Annotated in this window: 14 protein-coding genes and 2 rRNA genes (1 of these 16 only partly in view); 13 read left to right on the plus strand and 3 right to left on the minus strand. The window is 66.6% G+C overall.

The window, feature by feature from the left end; genetic code table 11:
- The 7 genes from NR798_RS17940 to NR798_RS17970 form a co-directional block, all read left to right on the plus strand.
- Window positions 1–2866 (plus strand): 23S ribosomal RNA (locus NR798_RS17940) (it extends 103 nt beyond the left edge of the window).
- 167 nt (window positions 2867–3033) lie between these two features.
- Window positions 3034–3150 (plus strand): 5S ribosomal RNA (gene rrf, locus NR798_RS17945).
- A gap of 334 nt (window positions 3151–3484) precedes the next feature.
- Window positions 3485–6292, plus strand: a complete 2808-nt coding sequence (locus tag NR798_RS17950; protein ID WP_375772699.1) for a protein kinase — start codon at window positions 3485–3487, stop codon at window positions 6290–6292.
- 97 nt (window positions 6293–6389) lie between these two features.
- Window positions 6390–7763 carry a KamA family radical SAM protein gene (locus tag NR798_RS17955; protein ID WP_375772700.1) on the plus strand — a complete coding sequence of 458 codons (1374 nt, stop codon included), beginning with the start codon at window positions 6390–6392 and terminating at the stop codon, window positions 7761–7763.
- Complete coding sequence (locus tag NR798_RS17960) at window positions 7763–8974, plus strand: KamA family radical SAM protein (RefSeq protein ID WP_375772701.1); 1212 nt, start codon at window positions 7763–7765, stop codon at window positions 8972–8974. Before NR798_RS17955 ends, NR798_RS17960 begins: the two co-directional genes overlap by 1 nt.
- A gap of 126 nt (window positions 8975–9100) precedes the next feature.
- Entirely contained in the window at window positions 9101–9370 is a 270-nt protein-coding gene (locus NR798_RS17965) for a helix-turn-helix domain-containing protein (protein ID WP_375772702.1), read from the plus strand.
- A 22-nt stretch (window positions 9371–9392) separates the two neighbouring features.
- Window positions 9393–10175 carry an IS630 family transposase gene (locus NR798_RS17970; RefSeq protein ID WP_375772703.1) on the plus strand — a complete coding sequence of 261 codons (783 nt, stop codon included), beginning with the start codon at window positions 9393–9395 and terminating at the stop codon, window positions 10173–10175.
- Window positions 10176–10218: 43 nt separating this feature from the next.
- Here the strand turns inward: NR798_RS17970 and NR798_RS17975 are convergent, their stop codons facing one another.
- The 3 genes from NR798_RS17975 to NR798_RS17985 form a co-directional block, all read right to left on the minus strand.
- Window positions 10219–10743 carry a hypothetical protein gene (locus tag NR798_RS17975; protein ID WP_375772704.1) on the minus strand — a complete coding sequence of 175 codons (525 nt, stop codon included), beginning with the start codon at window positions 10741–10743 and terminating at the stop codon, window positions 10219–10221.
- Between the two features lie 183 nt (window positions 10744–10926).
- On the minus strand, window positions 10927–11250 hold the full coding sequence (locus NR798_RS17980; RefSeq protein WP_375772705.1) for a hypothetical protein: 324 nt from the start codon (window positions 11248–11250) through the stop codon (window positions 10927–10929).
- A 41-nt stretch (window positions 11251–11291) separates the two neighbouring features.
- On the minus strand, window positions 11292–11876 hold the full coding sequence (locus tag NR798_RS17985; protein WP_375772706.1) for a hypothetical protein: 585 nt from the start codon (window positions 11874–11876) through the stop codon (window positions 11292–11294).
- 26 nt (window positions 11877–11902) lie between these two features.
- Here NR798_RS17985 and NR798_RS17990 point away from each other — a divergent pair, with 26 nt between their 5' ends.
- The 6 genes from NR798_RS17990 (at window position 11903) to secF (ending at window position 18962) form a co-directional block, all read left to right on the plus strand.
- Complete coding sequence (locus NR798_RS17990; RefSeq protein ID WP_375772707.1) at window positions 11903–13009, plus strand: SpoIID/LytB domain-containing protein; 1107 nt, start codon at window positions 11903–11905, stop codon at window positions 13007–13009.
- 49 nt (window positions 13010–13058) lie between these two features.
- Window positions 13059–14144: a tRNA preQ1(34) S-adenosylmethionine ribosyltransferase-isomerase QueA gene (gene queA / locus NR798_RS17995; RefSeq protein ID WP_375772708.1), complete on the plus strand. Its 1086-nt coding sequence runs from the start codon at window positions 13059–13061 to the stop codon at window positions 14142–14144.
- Window positions 14145–14157: 13 nt separating this feature from the next.
- On the plus strand, window positions 14158–15342 hold the full coding sequence (tgt, locus tag NR798_RS18000; RefSeq protein ID WP_375772709.1) for a tRNA guanosine(34) transglycosylase Tgt: 1185 nt from the start codon (window positions 14158–14160) through the stop codon (window positions 15340–15342).
- Between the two features lie 306 nt (window positions 15343–15648).
- A complete protein-coding gene (yajC, locus tag NR798_RS18005) occupies window positions 15649–16002 on the plus strand; it encodes a preprotein translocase subunit YajC (protein ID WP_375772710.1) in 354 nt (117 codons plus the stop codon).
- The gene (gene secD, locus NR798_RS18010) at window positions 16002–17774 is read left to right on the plus strand and encodes a protein translocase subunit SecD (protein ID WP_375772711.1); all 1773 of its coding nucleotides are present in this window, start codon (window positions 16002–16004) and stop codon (window positions 17772–17774) included. The genes yajC and secD overlap by 1 nt, the downstream gene beginning before the upstream one ends.
- Before the next feature lie 15 nt (window positions 17775–17789).
- The gene (gene secF, locus NR798_RS18015) at window positions 17790–18962 is read left to right on the plus strand and encodes a protein translocase subunit SecF (protein ID WP_375772712.1); all 1173 of its coding nucleotides are present in this window, start codon (window positions 17790–17792) and stop codon (window positions 18960–18962) included.
- The last annotated feature ends 78 nt before the right edge of the window (window positions 18963–19040 follow it).

The following is a 19040-nucleotide window of genomic DNA, read 5'->3' on the forward strand; positions in this document are numbered from 1 at the left end:
GCCGGAGATGTCCGAATGGGGAAACCCAGCGCGGTGAAAACCGCGTTACCTCGGCCTGAATACATAGGGCCGAAGGAGCGAACCAGGGGAAGTGAAACATCTCAGTACCCTGAGGAAAAGAAAACAATGAGTGATTCCCGGAGTAGTGGCGAGCGAAACGGGAACAGCCTAAACCGGTGCCACGCAAGTGGCACCGGGGTTGCGGGTCCGCGGTAGGACCTTTGCCGGTTAGCGGAAGCACCTGGAAAGGTGCACCAGAGAGAGTGACAGTCTCGTACGCGAAAACTGGTGGAGGCCGAGCGGGTTACCCAAGTAGGGCGGGACACGTGCAATCCTGCCTGAATCAGCCGGGACCATCCGGTAAGGCTAAATACTCCTTGGCGACCGATAGTGGACTAGTACCGCGAGGGAAAGGTGAAAAGAACCCCAGTGAGGGGAATGAAAAGAACCTGAAACCGCATGTCTACAAGCAGTCCGAGCACTACGGGGCAACCCAGTGCGAGGGCGTACCTTTTGCATCATGATTCGGCGACTTAATGTACGTAGCGAGGCTAAGCCGATAGGTGGAGCCGGAGCGAAAGCGAGTCCTAAATGGGCGACTACAGTTGCGTGCATTATAACCCGAAGCGGGGTGATCTACACATGGCCAGGTTGAAGTGAGGGTAACACCTCATGGAGGACCGAACTCATGAAAGTTGAAAATTTCTGGGATGAGCTGTGTGTAGGGGTGAAAGGCCAATCAAACTCCGTGATAGCTGGTTCTCCCCGAAAGATATTTAGGTATCGTCTTGGGTAATTCAATACTGGAGGTAGAGCACTGGAACGGCTAGGGGTCTCACCAGATTACCAAACCGTACCAAACTCCGAATGCCAGTAATTGTTAGCCCGGGAAGCAGTCAGTGGGTGATAACGTCCATTGGCAAGAGGGGAATAACCCAGACCGACAGCTAAGGCCCCCAAGTCTAGTCTAAGTGAACACTAGAAAGGATGTGGCAGGTCATTGACAACCAGGAGGTTGGCTTAGAAGCAGCCATCCTTTAAAGAAAGCGTAATAGCTCACTGGTCGAGACAGGCCGCGCCGAAAATGTAACGGGGCTCAAGACTAGCGCCGAAGCTTCGGATTGCATGCGTCAGGCGCATGCAGTGGTAGGGGAGCGTTGCAACTACGGCGAAGGTAGACCGCAAGGGCTGCTGGAGTGGTTGCGAGTGCTGATGCCGAAATGAGTAGCGATAAAGGGGGTGAGAAACCCCCTCGCCGTAAACCCAAGGTTTCCTGGGTCAAGTTAATCTTCCCAGGGTTAGCCGGAACCTAAGCCGAGGCCGAAAGGCGTAGGTGATGGAAAGCAGGTTAATATTCCTGCGCCATCTTGTAGACGTTGAACCGAGGAAGGACGGAGAAAGCTAGACGAGCTGGCCGGTGGTTGTGCCAGTCCAAAGGCGTAGGGGTGTCGCGTACGATGAAAAGGCGCGGCAGCTATCCCCGAGACCCCATGGCGTCCCGCAAGGGATTAGTCGTTGATGCTCGGCTTCCAAGAAAAGTTCCGCGGGGAGTCTACAGGGTGTCCGTACCGCAAACCGACACAGGTGGGTGAGGAGAAAATCCTAAGGCGCTTGAGAGAACTCTCCTCCAAGGAACTAGGCAAATTTCCACCGTAACTTCGGAAGAAGGTGGGCCTCTGGTAGGTGTAGGCGTACAGCCGAAGCCGAGAGAGGTTGCAGAGAAATGGCGGTAGCGACTGTTTACCAAAAACACAGGACTCTGCGAAGGCAAGAAGCCGACGTATAGGGTCTGACTCCTGCCCGGTGCTGGAAGGTTAAGGGGATTCGTCAGCCGCAAGGCGAAGCGATGATCCGAAGCCCCAGTAAACGGCGGCCGTAACTATAACGGTCCTAAGGTAGCGAAATTCCTTGTCGGGTAAGTTCCGACCTGCACGAATGGAGTAACGACTTCCGCACTGTCTCGGAGAGGGACTCAGCGAAATTGAAATAGCTGTGCCGATGCAGTTTACCCGCAGCAAGACGGAAAGACCCCGTGAACCTTTACTACAACTTGACAGTGACACTAGGGTTCGACTGTGTAGGATAGGTGGGAGCCTTTGAAGCCGGGCCGCTAGGTTCGGTGGAGGCAACGGTGAAATACCACCCTGTCGGATTCTGGTGTCTAACCATGCCCCCTTATCGGGAGTTGGGACACTGTCTGGTGGGTAGTTTGACTGGGGCGGTCGCCTCCCAAAATGTAACGGAGGCGCGCGATGGTTCCCTCAGCCCGATTGGAAACCGGGCGTCGAGTGCAATGGCATAAGGGAGCTTGACTGCGAGACCGACAGGTCGAGCAGGTGCGAAAGCAGGTCATAGTGATCCGGTGGTCCTGAATGGAAGGGCCATCGCTCAACGGATAAAAGGTACTCCGGGGATAACAGGCTTATCTCCCCCAAGAGTTCACATCGACGGGGAGGTTTGGCACCTCGATGTCGGCTCATCGCATCCTGGGGCTGGAGCAGGTCCCAAGGGTTTGGCTGTTCGCCAATTAAAGCGGTACGCGAGCTGGGTTCAAAACGTCGTGAGACAGTTTGGTCCCTATCTGCTGTGGGCGTAGGATACTTGAGAGGCTCTGACCTTAGTACGAGAGGACCGGGTTGGAGACACCGCTGGTGTACCAGTTGTCTCGCCAGAGGCATCGCTGGGTAGCCATGTGTCGATTGGATAACCGCTGAAAGCATCTAAGCGGGAAACCGACCTCAAGAACAGGTATCCCGGGCGCAAGCCCCTGAAGACCCGTCGAAGACTACGACGTTGATAGGCCGGGTGTGTAAGCGCGGTAACGCGTTGAGCTAACCGGTACTAATTGGTCGTGCGGCTTACTTTACCTCAATCTCTCACGAGCTCCACCCCACCGGGGAGGAGCGGGGGATTCGAGTCCAAGGTCGAGGCCCCGAGCGCGCTCCCGAAGAGCGGCGCCGGGCCCGGAAGAAGGCACCAGCTTCTCCAGCTAGAAATTGAAAACTACCCTTTGTATGCACGCGTCACATGTTTTCCGGTGGCTATGTCGGAGGGGTCCCACCCGTTCCCATCCCGAACACGGAAGTTAAGCCCTCCAGAGCCGATGGTACTCCGCGGGAAACCGCGCGGGAGAGTAGGTCGCTGCCGGATTTTTTTTGAAGGCCCCGAGTCCTCACATTCGTGAAGACTCGGGGCCTTCGCCTTTGCGGGCCATGGATCGCAGCCGCCCTGACCAGGCCTGCTTCCGAGGGCTCGTGCTCCCGCTCGACGAGGACCTGGTCACGAGTTGGTGCCGTGCTTCCGGGAGGCACTCGTGAGCCGGGTGGTGTGACTCAAGTGGTCGGAACTCTTGAGGAATCCGCCATTCAGGGTGGTTTGACTCCCCGTCCGTGCTCCGTCTAAAGTCCCGGGTTCGTCCGGTTTTCCACCCACTGCTCCCCCCTGAGCGGAACTGTGGCCTTCCGGGTGCGGGCGGATCCACGCAATGAAGAAGCCGACCTCATTTGGGAAGTACCTCCTCCTCGAGCGCATCAACGTTGGCGGCATGGCGGAGGTCTTCACGGCCAAGGCCTTCGGCGTCGAAGGGTTCGAGCGGATCCTCGCCATCAAGAAGATCCTCCCGACGATGGCCGAGGACGAAGAGTTCATCACGATGTTCATCGACGAGGCACGGATCAGCGTCGAGCTGAACCACGCCAACGTCGTGCGCATCGACGAGCTCGGCAAGCACGAGGACACCTACTTCATCGCCATGGAGTACGTGGCCGGGCGGGATCTGCGCACGCTCCTGGAGCGCTACCGGCGGCGCAAGGAGATCATGCCCACCGCCCAGGCCGTCTTCATCGCCTCGAAGATGTGCGAGGGCCTCGACTACGCGCACCGCAAGAAGGACGCGCGCGGACAGGACCTGGGCATCATCCACCGCGACGTCTCTCCGCAGAACATCCTCATCTCGTACGAAGGCGAGGTGAAGATCATCGACTTCGGTATCGCCAAGGCGGCGAACCGGTCGCAGAAGACGCAGGCCGGCATCCTCAAGGGCAAGTTCGGCTACATGAGCCCGGAGCAGGTCCGGGGCCTGCCCATCGACCGCCGCAGCGATGTCTTCGCCGTAGGCGTCATCCTCTACGAGATGTTGACCGGCGAGCGGCTCTTCGTCGGCGAGTCGGACTTCTCCACCCTGGAGAAGGTTCGCAACGCCGACGTGCCCATGCCGCGGCAGTTCAATCCCAACATCCCGGCCGGGCTCGAGAAGGTCCTGATGAAGGGCCTCGCCCGTGATGCGGAGGATCGCTACCAGTGGGCGTCGGATCTCCAGGAGGATCTGATGCGCTTCCTCCTGGCCGGCGATGCCATCTACTCGTCCAAGCATCTCTCGGCCTACATGAAGGAGGCCTTCGCGGAGGACATTGTCCGCGAGGCCGAGAAGATGGAGCGCTACGCCTCCATCGAGCGCCCGGAGCAGATCGAGACCACGGGCGTCACGGGAGAGCTGTCCCGCGCGCCGCGCCGGCAACAGTCCCTCCCCGCGATGTCCGCGCCCGGCCGCGCTCCCACCGCTCCGGCCCAGCCCGCGGTGAACAGTGGCTACGTGCCTCCCCCCACCGATGACGAGCTGGCCGAGCTCGATGGGGCGGGCGACAAGACGCAGATCTTCGATCCCTCCCTGGTGGTTCCCCGGCCAGAGGCTTCCGGCCCGGGGCCCTCGTCGAGCAGCGTGCTGGTCGACGACAGCCTGACGGGCGAGACGAGCTACCCCTCCGGGGATGACGCCCCTCCTCCCTCTACCCGTGACAGGGCCCGGGGTGGCAGGCAGCAGGTGGTCATCGGCGAAGGAGAAGGGGAGGGCTACGCGGGTGCCACCGTCGTCGGACCCGCTCCCACGGCGCGCCCCGAGCCCCAGGAGTCCAATGCCACCCGCGTCGGGCAGATCGTCGAATCGGGGAGCACCATGCTCAGCCCGATGCCCACCGGTCAGCGCAGGCGGCTGACCCTGGAGCAGGAGCAGGACTCCTCCCATGACGAGGCCGAGCAGGACGAGCAGCACCTGTCCGAGGAGGAGGCTCCGGACGACGGGTACGGCGAGCAGCACTCGCAGGGCGAGGTGGACGATCCCCAGGAAGAGGAGACGACCGGCCCCATTGCCCTCCCTCAGGAGGCAGAGGAGCCCGCTCCCCCGAAGTCCAAGCCCGCGCCCCAGAAGAAGGAGAAGGCTCCCCGCGCCGCCGCCGCCGCGGCTGGCAAGAAGCTGCCTCCCAAGGCCGTCATCGGCATCGCCGCGGGCGCCGTGCTGCTCGTGCTCGTGGTGCTGGGCGTCGTGTTGTTCTCCGGGCCCAACACCGGCAGCGTGATGATCTCCGTCCAGCCCGCCCAGGGCGCGGAGGTCCGGATCGACGGGAAGTTGGTCGCCCAGAACCAGGTCATCGAGCTGCTCGAGGGCGCCCACAAGCTGACCGCCACCGCCCCAGGTCATCTGCGCTCGGAGCAGACCGTCACCATCTCCAAGGGCCAGCGCGCCCAGGTGCTGTCCGTGACACTGGAGGCCGAGCCTCCGCCCGATCAGCCCGACAAGCCGGCGGCGAACGACTCCCAGGTCGCCAGCGCCACCGGAACCGGTACCGGGACGGGCACCCAGGAGGGGTCGCCGTCCGGCTCCCCGTCCGAGCAGGGCGCTCCCAAGGAGGAGCCGGCTCCGCAGACCGCGTCCGCGACGGGCTCCGCTCCGGAGCAGGGCACGGGTACCAAGCCCGAGGCCGTCGAGCCGCCCAAGCCGACCACCTTCGAGGCGGTGTTCGTCGGGGATTCCGGCGCGGAGATCGAGGTGGGCGGCAAGCGCGTGGGCAAGACGCCCGATGCGAAGCTCGCCAACCTCACCATCGGCAAGACCTACGCCTTCACCGTCTCGCGCGCCGGCTACAAGCGCTTCTCCGGCAAGTTCCGCTCCGAGGGCGACACCGAGGTGCAGGTCCCCTTCGAACTCCAGAAGGAGGAGCCCGCTCCCGCCCCCGAGCGCACCGTCTCCCGGCAGTCCTCCCCGGAGAAGAGCACCCGGTCCTCCCGCTCGACGGCCAAGGGCAAGCTCGCCTGCAGCTCCCGTCCTCCCGGCGCCCAGATCTGGGTGGACGGCAAGAACACCGGACGCCAGACGCCCGTGGCGCTCGGCAATCCGCTGCTCCTCCCAGTGGGCAGCCGCTCCGTCGTCTTCAAGCTCGGCGGCAAGCAGAGCAAGCCCCAGAAGGTCAACATCTCCGAGGGGGATGTGGCCAAGCTCATCAACATCCCGCTCGAGTAATCACGCATTCGTTGCCCTCTTTCCCATGTTGGGTAAAGAGGGACCTTCCTCCGGGCTCCGGCTTTCGGGCCCTGGTTCCCTTTCAAGGTGGATCGCCATGACGACGACGCCCATCCGCGGCAAGGCCGCCTCGGCCGGACCCGCAGAGCAGCCCTTCTCCTATCCGCTCCGCCGTGAGTTCGTGGAGCCTGATTGGCGCCGCCTCCCCGGCTACAAGGACGTCTCCCAGGCCGAATGGGAGAGCTCCGTCTGGCAGCGCAAGCACACCGTCAAGAACCTCAAGGAGCTCAAGGCCGCCCTCGGCCACTTCCTGCCGGATGACCTCCTGGCCAGCATGGAGCGCGACCAGCAGGAGCGGGCGACGATGTCCATCCTCGTCCCGCCCCAGATGCTCAACACCATGGACGAGACGGACCTGTGGAACGACCCGGTCCGCCGTTACATGCTGCCCGCCTTCGACGACCGGCACCCCGAGTGGCCCAACCACCCCAAGGCCAGCCGCGACAGCCTCCACGAGGCTGATATGTGGGCCGTGGAAGGGCTCACCCACCGCTACCCCACCAAGGTGCTGGCGGAGATGCTCCCCACCTGCCCCCAGTACTGCGGCCACTGCACCCGCATGGACCTCGTGGGCAACGACGTCCCCCAGGTCCAGAAGCACCGCTTCAACATCGGCCAGAAGGAGCGCTACGAGCAGATGCTCGACTACCTGCGCCGGACGCCCACCGTCCGCGATGTGGTCGTCAGCGGCGGTGACATCGCCAACCTCCCCATCCAGGCCCTCGAGCCCTTCGTCAGCGCCCTGCTCGACATCCCCAACATCCGCGACATCCGCCTGGCCTCCAAGGGCCTCATGGCCATCCCCCAGCACTTCCTCCAGGACTCCGTCCTCCAGGGGCTGGAGCGGCTCGCCAAGAAGGCCAACGAGCGCGGCGTGGACCTCGCGCTCCACACCCACGTCAACAACGCCCGCCAGCTCACCCCGCTCGTGGGCAAGGCCGTGCGCAAGCTGCTCGACATGGGCTTCCGCGACGTGCGCAACCAGGGCGTGCTCCTGCGCGGCGTCAACAGCACCCCCAAGGATCTCCTCGAGCTGTGCTTCACCCTGCTCGATCACGCGAAGATCCTCCCGTACTACTTCTACATGTGCGACATGATCCCCAACTCGGAGCACTGGCGGCTGAGCGTGGCCGAGGCCCAGAAGCTCCAGCACGACATCATGGGGTACATGCCCGGCTTCGCCACCCCGCGCATCGTCTGCGACGTGCCCTTCGTCGGGAAGCGGTGGATCCACCAGATCTCCGAGTACGACCACGAGCGCGGCATCTCCTACTGGACCAAGAACTACCGCACCGGCATCGAGGGCAATGACCCCGACGCCCTCTCGCGCAAGTACGAGTACTTCGACCCGATCTACACGCTGCCCGAGTCCGGTCAGCAGTGGTGGCGTGATCAGGCCAAGGCGGCGTGATGCTTCCCCCAGTGCCGCCCTCCAAGGGCGCCTCCGCGCGTCCGGCTTCCGAGGCCGGGCGCCGTTCTCTTTTTCCCGACGCCACCGATGCTGAGTGGTCCGACTGGCGCTGGCACCAGCGCCACGCCGTGCGCAACCTCGCGCAGCTGGAGAAGTACGTCCTCCTCACCCCCGACGAGCGCGCCGGCGTGCAGGAGACCTCCGAGCTGTTCCGCATCGGCATCAGCCCGTACTACCTGTCGCTCATCGACCGGGATCATCCGTTCTGCCCCATCCGGATGCAGTCCATCCCCGTGCGCGCCGAGGCCCGCATCCGCCCCGGTGAGCTCGCGGACCCCCTCGGCGAGGACAAGACCCGGCCCGAGGAGGCCATCGTCCACAAGTATCCGGACCGCGTCCTCTTCCTCGCGCTCGATACCTGCTCCGTCTACTGCCGCCACTGCACCCGCCGCCGCATCACCAAGGGCGGCGAGGCCGAGCTCACCAAGGAGCAGATGCGCCGCGGCCTCGAGTACATCCGCCGCCACCCCGAAGTGCGCGATGTCCTCATCTCCGGCGGAGATCCCTTCCTCCTCTCCGAGGAGCGGCTGGAGGAGCTGCTCGCCCCCCTTCACGAGATTCCCCACGTGGAGATGGTGCGCATCGGCACCCGCGTGCCCGTGTGCCTGCCCATGCGCGTCACCGACTCGCTGGCCCGGCTCCTGCGCCGCTACGCCCCCGTCTACGTCGTCACTCACTTCAACCACCCGAAGGAAGTGACCCCCGAGGCCCGCGAGGCTTGCGAGCGGCTCGTGGACCACGGCGTCCCCGTGGAGAACCAGGCCGTCCTCATGCGGCAGCTCAACTCGGAGGCCCGCATCATCCAGGAGCTCTCCCACGCCCTGCTGCGCATCCGCGTCCGCCCCTACTACCTCCACCAGATGGACGTGGCCCAGGGCTGCGAGCACCTGCGCACCCCCATCTCCAAGGGCGTGGAGATCCTCCAGCAGCTGCGCGGCTACACCACCGGGCTCGCCGTGCCCCACCTCGCCGTGGACCTCCCCGGCGGCGGCGGCAAGGTGACGCTCCAGCCCGACTACGTCCTCGAGCGCGGCGAGCACGAGACCGTGTTCCGCAACTACAAGGGCGAGCGCTACGCCTACCCCGAGCCCGAGCAGACCGACTGCTCCTGCCCCTACGACGCCGTCTGGCAGTCCCGGCGCTGGGGGTAGTGGAGTGTCCGACTAGTTTTTCAACATAATCGAGACCAGCGGGTAGGTTGGGTAGACGAGGAGACCGGGTAAGTTGGGTGGATGAGGAGACGACCGCCGCATCTGCTCCACCTTTCGCCTGGGGAAGTGGCCTACCTCAAGACACTGGTGGAGGACGGACGTACCGAGCAGCGCGTCGCGCGCCGAGCGCGCGTGCTGCTGGCCATGACCGACCCGGACACCGTCGTGTCGGAGCTGGCCGACAGACTCGAACTGGAGCGCACCACCATTTGGAACTTGTGCCGTCGCTACGAAGCGTACGGTGTCGATGTGGTGCTGGATGCACCCCGCTCCGGCCATCCGCGGGAGCTTTCCCCCCCTACAAAGAGTAGAGGTGGAGCAGTTGGCGTGTTGTGAGCCGGCGGGCGTCGGCTTGGAGATGACGCACTGGTCCACCCGGAGCCTGGCTCTGGTGGCGCGTCAGCGGGGCATTGCGCCCACCATCTCGCACTCCACGGTGGCGCTCATCCTGCACGACGCTGACTTGCAGCCGCACCGCACGCGTTACTGGAAGACACCCACCCTGGACGACACCTTCCGCTACAAAGCGGCCCAGGTGCTGTGGTGCTACGAACAGGCCCAGCAGTTGGCCCAGAGAGACGAAGTGGTGTTGTGCGTGGACGAGAAGCCCAGCATCCAGGTGCTGCATGGCGAGCAGCCCGCGCGGCCCATGCGGCCCGGCCTCATCGAGCGCCGGGAATTCGAGTACGTACGACGCGGCACGGTGAACCTCCTGGCCAAACTGGTAGTGCACTCCGGCCGCATGCGCAGCTGGGACCTGGAGAGAAACAACGGGGAGTGCCTGCGAGGTGTACTGCCGCAGCTACTTGGGGACCATCGCGACGCCAGTCGCATCCACCTCATCTGGGACAACGCACCCAGTCACACCGCCAGGCAGACGCTCGACTTCCTTCGCACCCACTACCCGCACGTCCGGGTGATTTTCACTCCAGCTCATGCCTCCTGGCTCAATCAGGCGGAGCTGCTGCTACGTGCCTTCGCCGAGCGCTACCTGCAACGAGGGGACTGGGCCAGCCGTGACGAGCTCATTGAGCACCTCGACGCCAGCTGGCCCGAGTACAACCGCTTCTACGCCCACCCCTTCACCTGGTCTTGGACTCGCGCCAAGATGCACTTGTGGATGGACCGCCACCTATCCTGACTATGTTGAAAAACTAGTCGGACACTCCAGTAGGGCAGGGCGCTCACTCCTCCACGGGCGCGGCTTCCTCTCCCGCCGGGGCTTCCTCTCCCGCCGGAAGGCCGTGCTCCACCATCACCGGCGCGCCCTCCTCCTCCTCCAGCATCACCGGGTTCTCCTCGTTGAACCCCTCCTGGATCTGGATCTCCCCGGGCTCCTTGTCCTTCGCAGGCTTCGCCGCCCCCGCAGCCTTCTCCTTCTCCGCCAGCGCCTTCTCCGCCGCCGCCACCTGCTCGTTCTGCTTCGGCCCCATCCGGGCCGACTGGCGCGCGTAGTCCTTCGCGGAGACTCCGTGCTCGTCCATCACCTTGCGCACGGCCTCCTGCTGCTCCCGGATCATGTCCCGACGCTCGGCCGCGCTCAGCTCGGAGGACTTCTTGTTGCCGTGCGCCGCGTTCACCTTGTCCACCGCTGCCTTCTCGGCCCGCTTGATGCGCGCGAGCTGCTCGGGGGACAGCTCCCCCGCGAGCGCGAGGGTCGGCGTGATGAGCCAGGTCGACAGCAACAGCACGGACAGACGGCGGGACATGGGGACTCCTGGATGGGCCCCTCCATCGTACGGGAGGTCCGGGGCTCGCGGGTAATCCGGTGGGGGACGGGGCTCGAGCCCACGGGGGCAACCCAAGGGTCGGATACCCTCACCCCGACCCTCTCCCGAGGGGAGAGGGGAAGTTGGGCGTGGGAGGGGACGCGGTGGGCACGGCTGGTGGATTCAGCGGGCCCGGCAGCGCGTGCAGCCGTCCGTCTCTTCCGCGCACGACTCCCTCGCCCGGGCGCATCGCTGCGGCAGATCCGTCCGCTCCGGATGGCGCTCCACCACCCCGCACAGGCCCTCCGCGACCTCGCACGTCTGCGTGGACAGGGTGCACTGGTCCGAACAGGACAGCTCTCCCGCCGAGCCCCTCGTCCTCAGCTCCTCGAGCCGCGCCTCGTAGGTGGTCAGTTGGTCATCGTCCGAGCCGGCCACCCGGGTGTCCATCTGCTTGGGACATCCCACGAGGGCCAGGGTGAGCAGGGCAAGGCTGGCTATGCGCATGCCTCTCCCTTATGTGTCACCACCCCCTCCGTCCAGGGGCCTCAGCGCTCGATGGACCGCGGTTGGACACGCCGCTCTGGCGTCTCCTCGGCGCGGTTGCAGTACAGGAACGCCGTCAGCGCGAGCAGGGCCATCACCGCCAGCCGTCTCACCCAGTCCTCCCGCTGCCCCTTCGGCGACTCCTCCTGCTCACGCTCGGCGGCCTCGAGCGCCGCCGCCACCTCCCGCCCCAACACCCGCAGCCTCCGGCACAGCGCCACCGTCTCCGCCAAGGCCGGAGGCACCACCGCCGTCTCGCGCTCCAGCGCCTCGGCGAGCGCTCGCACCCAGACGTCCTCCTCCACCTCGTTCTCCGGCTCGCGGCAGGGCAGGGCCGCCGCCTGCGTCAACGCCAGCCCCGCCCGCAGCAGGTGCACGCTGAAGGCCTCCGGGGTGATGCCGTAGAAGGCCGCGCTCTCCCGCGGCGACCGGCCCTGGACCAGCCGCGTCATGAGGAAGGCGGACGCGCGATACGGAATCGCTCGCAACGCCGCGACGAGCTCGGCGGTGGAAAGACGGGAGGCGTCGGGGGCAGGGGACACGGGGGCGGCATTCTCCGTCATCCACCGGCTGATTTCTTGAGCCACGAGCACCACCCCCTACACTTGCCGCCATGTTGCGTCCTGTTGCACTGCTCCTGCTCCTCCTTTCGCCCCTCCGCGCCCTCGCCGTGGAGACCATGCGCATCGCCATGGGCGACTCCCAGAGCCAGGTGCGTGTGAGCGGCAAGGGCCTCTCCTTCGGCTCCGATACCGAGGACGCCCGCTTCTCCCCGCTCGACCACGACAGCGTCGTCGTGCGCCGCCGCGGCTCCCGCCTGGAGCTCAACGGCGCCCCCGTCATGGGCAACGCGGTGCGCTTCCGCGCCGGTGAGGAGGCCCGCGACGCCGGTGTGCCCGGCTCCTCGCCCCTGCGCGCCGGTGACATGCAGGTGCGCGGCGACGTCGTGGTGCGCCTCTACAAGGACGGCCTCCAGCTCATCAACGTCATCCCCCTCGAGGACTACCTCGCCGCCGTGCTTGGCAGCGAAATGCCCGTCTCCTTCCCCCCGGAGGCCCTCAAGGCCCAGGCCGTGGCTGCCCGCACCTACGCCCTCCAGAAGAAGCTCGAGACCTACGGCGCCCCCTTCCACATGGGCAGCAGCGTGCTCCACCAGGTCTACGGCGGCGTCAACCGCGAGGACCCGCGCTCCCTCGCCGCCGTGGAGGCCACCCGCGGCGAGGTGCTCACCTACGAGCTCGCCCCCATCGAGGCCTACTTCCACGCCTCCTGCGGCGGCCGCACCGAGTCCGGCCAGGATGCCCTCCAGCGCAATCTCCCCTACCTGCAGGCCGTGGACTGTCCGTGCGGCAGCCTGCCCGCCAGCCGCTGGAGCGCCACCGTCTCCGACTCGGAGCTGCAGGCCGCCCTCGGCCAGTCCACCGAGGGCTTCCGCGTCACCTCCCGCACCGCCACCGAGCGGGTGAACCGGGTGGCCACCGCCGGAGGCGCCTCGCTCGATGGGGCGACGTTCCGGCGCAAGCTCGGCTACACGAAGCTCAAGAGCCTGGAGTTCGACGTGGAGCGCACCGGCGGCACCTGGCACTTCACCGGCCGCGGCTACGGCCACGGCGCCGGCTTCTGCCAGTGGGGCGCCAAGGCGCTCGCCGACGAGGGCCTCTCCTACCGCGACATCCTCCTGCACTACTACCCGGGGACCGAGCTCCAGCAGCTCTACTGACACATCCCGTTTCGTCGGGGCGCCCAGGCTGTTACAAGCGCCTCCTCCCGTGTCCTCCCTGCTCTCCGACTACGACTTCGAGCTCCCCGAGGCGCAGATCGCCCAGGCTCCCCTCGCGTCCCGCGACGCCTCCCGCCTCCTGGTGGTGAGCCGCTCCTCGGGCGCCCCCGTCCACCGCCACTTCTCCGACCTGTCGGGGCTGCTGCGCGAGGGTGACCTGCTCGTCGTCAACGACGCCCGCGTCATCCCCGCCCGCCTGCTCGGGAGCAAGGCGGGAACCGGCGGCCGCGTGGAGCTGCTTGTCGTCCGTCCCTCGGCCCCCACGCTCACCTCGCAGGCCCTCAGCGGCGCCACCGAGGCGCTCGAGTGGATCTGTCTCGGCCAGGCCTCCAAGGGCCTCAAGCCCGGGGCCCGCCTGTCCTTCCCCGAGGGCCTGGAGGCCGAGGTGCTGGAGGCGCTCGGAGGAGGGGAGTACCGGGTGCGCTTCCACGCCGCGCCGGGCACCTCGCTCGCCGAGGTGCTGGAGAAGGCCGGCCGCCTGCCGCTGCCGCCCTACATCACCCGGGCCCCCGAGGCCGCCGACGCCGAGCGCTACCAGACGGTGTACGCGCGGGCCTCGGGCGCGGTGGCCGCCCCCACCGCGGGGCTGCACTTCACCCAGGCCACCTTCGAGGCCCTGGCGGCCCGGGGCATCCACCGCGTCGAGGTGACGCTCGACGTGGGGCCCGGCACCTTCCTCCCCGTCCGGGAGGAGAACCTCGAGAAGCACCACATGCACCCCGAGCGCTACTTCGTCCCCGAGGCCACCGCCCAGGCGGTGAATGCCGCCAAGGCCGAGGGCCGCCGGGTGGTGGCGGTGGGCACCACCGTGGTGCGCACCCTGGAATCGGCCACGGACCCGGACTCGGGCGCCCTGCGCGCCGGGACGGGCGAGACGACGCTCTTCATCCGCCCCGGCTTCCGCTTCCGGCAGGTGGACGTGCTGCTCACCAACTTCCACCTCCCGCGCTCCACGCTGGTGGTGCTGGTGAGCGCGCTGCTTGGCCGCGAGCGCACCCTGGCGGCCTACCGGGAGGCGGTCGCCGCCGGCTACCGGTTCTTCTCGTACGGCGACGCGATGTTGGTGACGGAGTAGGAGACACGACGCAATGGGAGAGCCGCGCAAGGAGAAGGGTGACACCCGCGTTCCACCGAGTCTGGTGCGCTACGAGCTGCTGCACGAGGACGCCTCGGGCTCACGCGCGCGCCGCGGGCGCCTGCACACCCCTCACGGTCTCATCGAGACGCCCATCTTCATGCCCGTGGGCACCGTGGGCAGCGTCAAGGGCGTGGGGCCGGATGATCTGCTCACGCTGGATGCGCAAATCATCCTCGGCAACACCTACCACCTGATGCTCCGGCCTGGAGACGACCTGGTGGGGGAGATGGGCGGCCTGCACCGCTTCATCTCCTGGGACCGCCCCATGCTCACCGACAGCGGCGGCTTCCAGGTCTTCAGCCTCGCCGAGAAGCGCAAGATCACCGAGGAGGGCGCCGCCTTCCAGTCGCACCTGGACGGGCGCCACATCATGCTGACGCCCGAGCGCTCCATCGAGATTCAGGAGACGCTCGGGGCCGACATCATCATGGCCTTCGACGAGTGCCCGCCCTCCACCGAGGACCGGGCCTACCTGGAGAAGTCCCTGGCGCGCACCACGCGCTGGTTGCAGCGGTGCGTGAAGGCCTGGAGCCGCGAGCGCTCCTCGCTCTTCGGCATCGTCCAGGGCGGCCTCAACAAGGACCTGCGCAAGGCCCACGCCGAGGAGGTGTGCGCGGTGGACCTGCCCGGCTACGCGCTCGGCGGCTTCTCCGTGGGAGAGACGCCCGAGGCCATGCACGAGGGCGTGGCCTTCTCCGCGCCGCTGCTGCCCCGGGACAAGCCGCGCTACCTCATGGGCGTGGGCACGCCCGTGGACCTGGTCACCTGCGTGGAGCACGGGGTGGACATGTTCGACTGCGTGCTGCCCACCCGCTGCGCGCGCAACGGCCTGCTCTTCACCTCCGAGGGCAAGGTCGTCATCCGCAATGCCACCTACGCCAAGGATCCCCGGCCCGCGGACCCCGCCTGCTCCTGCTACACCTGCCGCAACTTCAGCCGCGCCTACCTGCGCCACCTCTTCGTGGCGGGGGAGATCCTCGCCATGCGGCTCAACACGCTGCACAACCTCCACTACTTCCTCAACCTCATGAAGCAGGTGCGCCAGGCCATCGCCGAGGACCGGTACACCGCCTTCGCCCGCGACTTCCGCGACAAGGCCCGGGCCCAGGAGTCCGAGCGCACCCGCTCGAAGTAGACCCCGGCCGGCCCCACCCCTGGGGTAGACCGAGGGAGTAGAACCCCGGCGGCCATCCAGACGGCCGGTTCCTGGGGTCCGCCGGGGCCTCACCAGAGTGGCGGCCGGCAGGCCCGGGAGGGGGGTGACCCCGGCCGGGAAGGGGGCGAACGGGCCTGACGCGGGGCGGAAAGGCCGGGGCCTCCTCGCCGTTCACTTGCCCGGGGTGCGCGCCTGCTGCTAAGAGGCCCCCCTTTCCGGTTTGTCCGTTGTCCAGTGGTGGACGGCGGCGTGGGCGGAACCCTCTCTCAAGCGACGAGGCGGTTTGTGGCAGACAGCTTTCTGATCCTGGCCCAGGCGGCGGGCGGCCCCAGCGGCGCGATGAACATCGTCTTCATCATCGGCCTGTTCGCCATCATGTACTTCATGATGATCCGGCCGCAGCAGAAGCAGCTCAAGGCGCACCGCGAGCTGGTCGCCGGCCTGAAGAAGGGCGATGAGGTCGTCACCCAGGGCGGGATGATCGGGCGTATCCACGTGGTGTCCGAGCGCGAAGTGACGCTCGAGGTTTCCAACGGGGTGCGCATCCGCGTGCTCAAGACTTCCGTGGCGGGCCGGTACGCGGTGCCGGGCGAGACGGCTCCGGTCGCCAAGACCGAAGATAAGAAGGAGGAGAAGTAATGGATCGCGGCTGGTTCTGGAGGCTGGGCCTGGTCATCGGCGTGACGCTGCTGACCCTGTGGCTCCTCATCCCCTCCTATTATTCGCTGTTCGTCATGGAGCGGAGCGAGCGCAACAACCTCACCCTGCTCGAGCAGAGGATGCCCAAGTGGGCGCCCCCCGCGAAGTACCGCATCAACCTGGGGCTGGACCTGCAGGGCGGCATCCACATGGTGATGCGGGTGGACACCAAGACGGCGCTGCAGAAGCGGACCGAGCGCCGGGGTGATCAGATCTCCCGCTACATCAACACCGACAAGCAGCTGGGCCAGGTGACCGTGAACACGGATCCCGAGGCGCTGCGCCTGTCGCTGACGGCCGCGGACCCCAAGACCATGGACGCCATCGAGAAGGAGGTGCTCGCCACCTTCACCGATTTCGTCAAGGTGTCGCGCGAGGGGGCCACGCTGGTGCTCACCCCGGACGAGGGCCAGGTGAACCGCTTCCGTGAGGAGGCCGTGGACCAGGCGATGCTCGTCATCCGCCGCCGCATCGACAAGTGGGGCGTGGCCGAGGTGGACGTGCGCAAGCTGGGCACCGACGCCATCCAGATCTCCCTGCCGGGCCGCAATGACCCGGAGCAGGCCAAGGAGCTGGTGGGCACCACGGCGCAGCTGGAGTTCCGCATGGTGGACGACACCACCAACTTCTTCGGGCAGCTCATCCAGAGCTCGCCGCCGCCGGAGGGCAGCAACATCACCCTGGACTCCTCCGAGGGCTTCCCGCAGCTGGTGGGCCCCAACCGCGAGGCGCTGCTGGCCTACGTGAAGGAGAAGACGCCCGCGGACCGCCAGGTGCTGCTCGAGTGCATCCCCAGCGCGACGCGCAAGGGCGTGTGCGACAGCTACCGCACCTACCTGGTGGAGAAGGACGTGCCGCTGACGGGCGAGAGCCTGACGGGCGCGGACGCCAACCTCAGCCAGCTCAACGAGCCCGAGGTGAACATCAGCTTCGACGCCGCCGGCGCCCGCGAGTTCGAGAACCTCACCGCCAATGCCACCGGCAAGCGCATGGCCATCGTGCTGGACGACTACGTGCAGTCCGCCCCGCGCATCAACGAGCGCATCGGCGGTGGCCGGGCGCGCATCACCATGGGCCGCTCGGGTGGCCGTCCGCTGGACGTGTGGCTGGCCGACGCCCAGACGCTGGCGCTGGCCCTCAAGGCGGGCGCGCTGCCGGCGCCGGTGACCACCGGCGAAATCCGCCAGGTGGGTGCCTCGCTGGGTGACGAGCTCATCCGCAAGGGCAGCCTGTCCGCCATCGTGGGCCTGGCGCTCGTCGTCGCCTTCATGGCCATCTACTACAAGGCCGCGGGCCTCATCGCCGACGTGGCGCTGCTGCTCAACGGCCTGCTCATCCTGGGCGGCCTGGCGCTCTTCAACGCCACGCTCACCCTGCCGGGCATCGCCGGCTTCGTGCTCACGCTGGGCATCGCGGTGGATGCCAACGTGCTCATCAACGAGCGCATCCGCGAGGAGCTCAGCCACGGCAAGACGGCCCGTGTCGCGGTGGACCAGGGCTACGACCGCGCCTTCTGGACCATCTTCGACGCCCACGTCACCGCGCTCATCGCCGGCTTCGTCCTCTTCTTCACGGGAACGGGCCCGATCCGCGGCTTCGCCACCACGCTCATCATCGGCCTGCTGGCGTCGCTCTTCACGTCCATCCTCGTGACGCGCGTCTTCATGACCTACTTCGTCCACGGCCGTAACGCGCAGACGGTGTCCGTCTAGCCAGGGGAACAGCAGATGCAGATCCTCAAGAACAAGACGCACTTCGACTTCATCGGCAAGCGCAAGCCCGCCCTCTTCATCTCCACGGCCGTCAACCTGCTCATCCTGGTGGGCATCGCCCTCTGGGGGTTCAACTTCGGCGTGGACTTCGCGGGCGGTACGGTGGTGGAGGTGCAGTTCAACAAGAGCGTCTCCGCGGCGGACGTGCGCAAGCGCGCCGAGGCGGGCAAGCTGCACGACGTCTCGGTGCAGAGCATCGGCTCGGCCAACGAGAACTCCTTCCTCCTGCGGCTGGGCGGCGTCACCCAGCTCACCGAGGAGAGCGCGGCCACGGCGAAGACGGCCCTGCAGGCGCTGGGCCCCATCAAGACCATCTACCCGGACCTGGCCAACGGCATCATCAACCTCCGCTCCGAGCAGCCCCTCACCGCCGAGCAGATCCGCCAGGCGGTGGTGGGCACGGGCACGGGCGTGGAGGAGGTGCGCGAGCTGGGCGCCGCGCAGTCCGGTGGCTTCGACTACCAGATCGTCGCCAGCGGCATGGCGGACCGCATCCGCGCCGCGCTGATGACGGGCGTGGAGCAGGGCGGCCAGCCGGACTTCGAGATGCGCCGCGTGGAGTACGTGGGTCCGCAGGTCGGCAAGCAGCTGCGCAACCGCGGCGTCATGGCGCTGCTGTACTCCATGATCGCCATCCTCATCTACGTGGCGTTCCGGTTCGACTTCAAGTTCGGCCCGGGCGCGCTGCTCGCCATGCTCCACGACGTGGTGATGGTGGCCGGCTTCTACCTGGTCAGCCGCGCCGAGTTCAGCCTCACGGCCATCGCCGCGCTGCTCACCATCGTCGGCTACTCGGTCAATGACACCATCGTCATCTACGACCGCATCCGCGAGGACATGGCCAAGTACAAGGGCAAGCCGCTGGCGGAGGTCATCAACATCGCCGTCAACGACACCCTGGTCCGCACCATCCTCACCTCCGGCACCACGGCCCTCTCCCTCATCGGCCTCATCATCTTCGGCGTGGGAGAGATCCGCGACTTCGCCATCGCGATGCTCGTGGGCATCATCGTGGGCACGTACTCGTCCGTGTACATCGCCAGCCCGCTCACCATCTGGCTGGATGAGCGCGAGGCCGCCCGCCAGGCCCGTGACAAGGGCCGCATGAACGAGCCGAAGACGGCCTGATTCAGGGCGGTAGGAACATCCCGAGGCCCTCGTGCTCCGCGCTCGCGCGGGGACGAGGGCCTTCGGTGTTTCAGGGGC

Source organism: Archangium gephyra (genome assembly GCF_042230915.1).
Classification (GTDB): domain Bacteria; phylum Myxococcota; class Myxococcia; order Myxococcales; family Myxococcaceae; genus Archangium; species Archangium gephyra_B.

What these genes read in the sequence shown, in the direction of transcription:
- NR798_RS17975 (WP_375772704.1), bottom strand. Translation starts at nt 10,743, where the DNA reads ATGTCCCGCCGTCTGTCCGTGCTGTTGCTGTCGACCTGGCTCATCACG.
- NR798_RS17990 (WP_375772707.1), top strand. Translation starts at nt 11,903, where the DNA reads ATGTTGCGTCCTGTTGCACTGCTCCTGCTCCTCCTTTCGCCCCTCCGC.
- NR798_RS17955 (WP_375772700.1), top strand. Translation starts at nt 6,390, where the DNA reads ATGACGACGACGCCCATCCGCGGCAAGGCCGCCTCGGCCGGACCCGCA.
- NR798_RS17950 (WP_375772699.1), top strand. Translation starts at nt 3,485, where the DNA reads ATGAAGAAGCCGACCTCATTTGGGAAGTACCTCCTCCTCGAGCGCATC.
- tgt (WP_375772709.1), top strand. Translation starts at nt 14,158, where the DNA reads ATGGGAGAGCCGCGCAAGGAGAAGGGTGACACCCGCGTTCCACCGAGT.
- NR798_RS17980 (WP_375772705.1), bottom strand. Translation starts at nt 11,250, where the DNA reads ATGCGCATAGCCAGCCTTGCCCTGCTCACCCTGGCCCTCGTGGGATGT.
- NR798_RS17970 (WP_375772703.1), top strand. Translation starts at nt 9,393, where the DNA reads ATGACGCACTGGTCCACCCGGAGCCTGGCTCTGGTGGCGCGTCAGCGG.
- secF (WP_375772712.1), top strand. Translation starts at nt 17,790, where the DNA reads ATGCAGATCCTCAAGAACAAGACGCACTTCGACTTCATCGGCAAGCGC.
- NR798_RS17960 (WP_375772701.1), top strand. Translation starts at nt 7,763, where the DNA reads ATGCTTCCCCCAGTGCCGCCCTCCAAGGGCGCCTCCGCGCGTCCGGCT.
- secD (WP_375772711.1), top strand. Translation starts at nt 16,002, where the DNA reads ATGGATCGCGGCTGGTTCTGGAGGCTGGGCCTGGTCATCGGCGTGACG.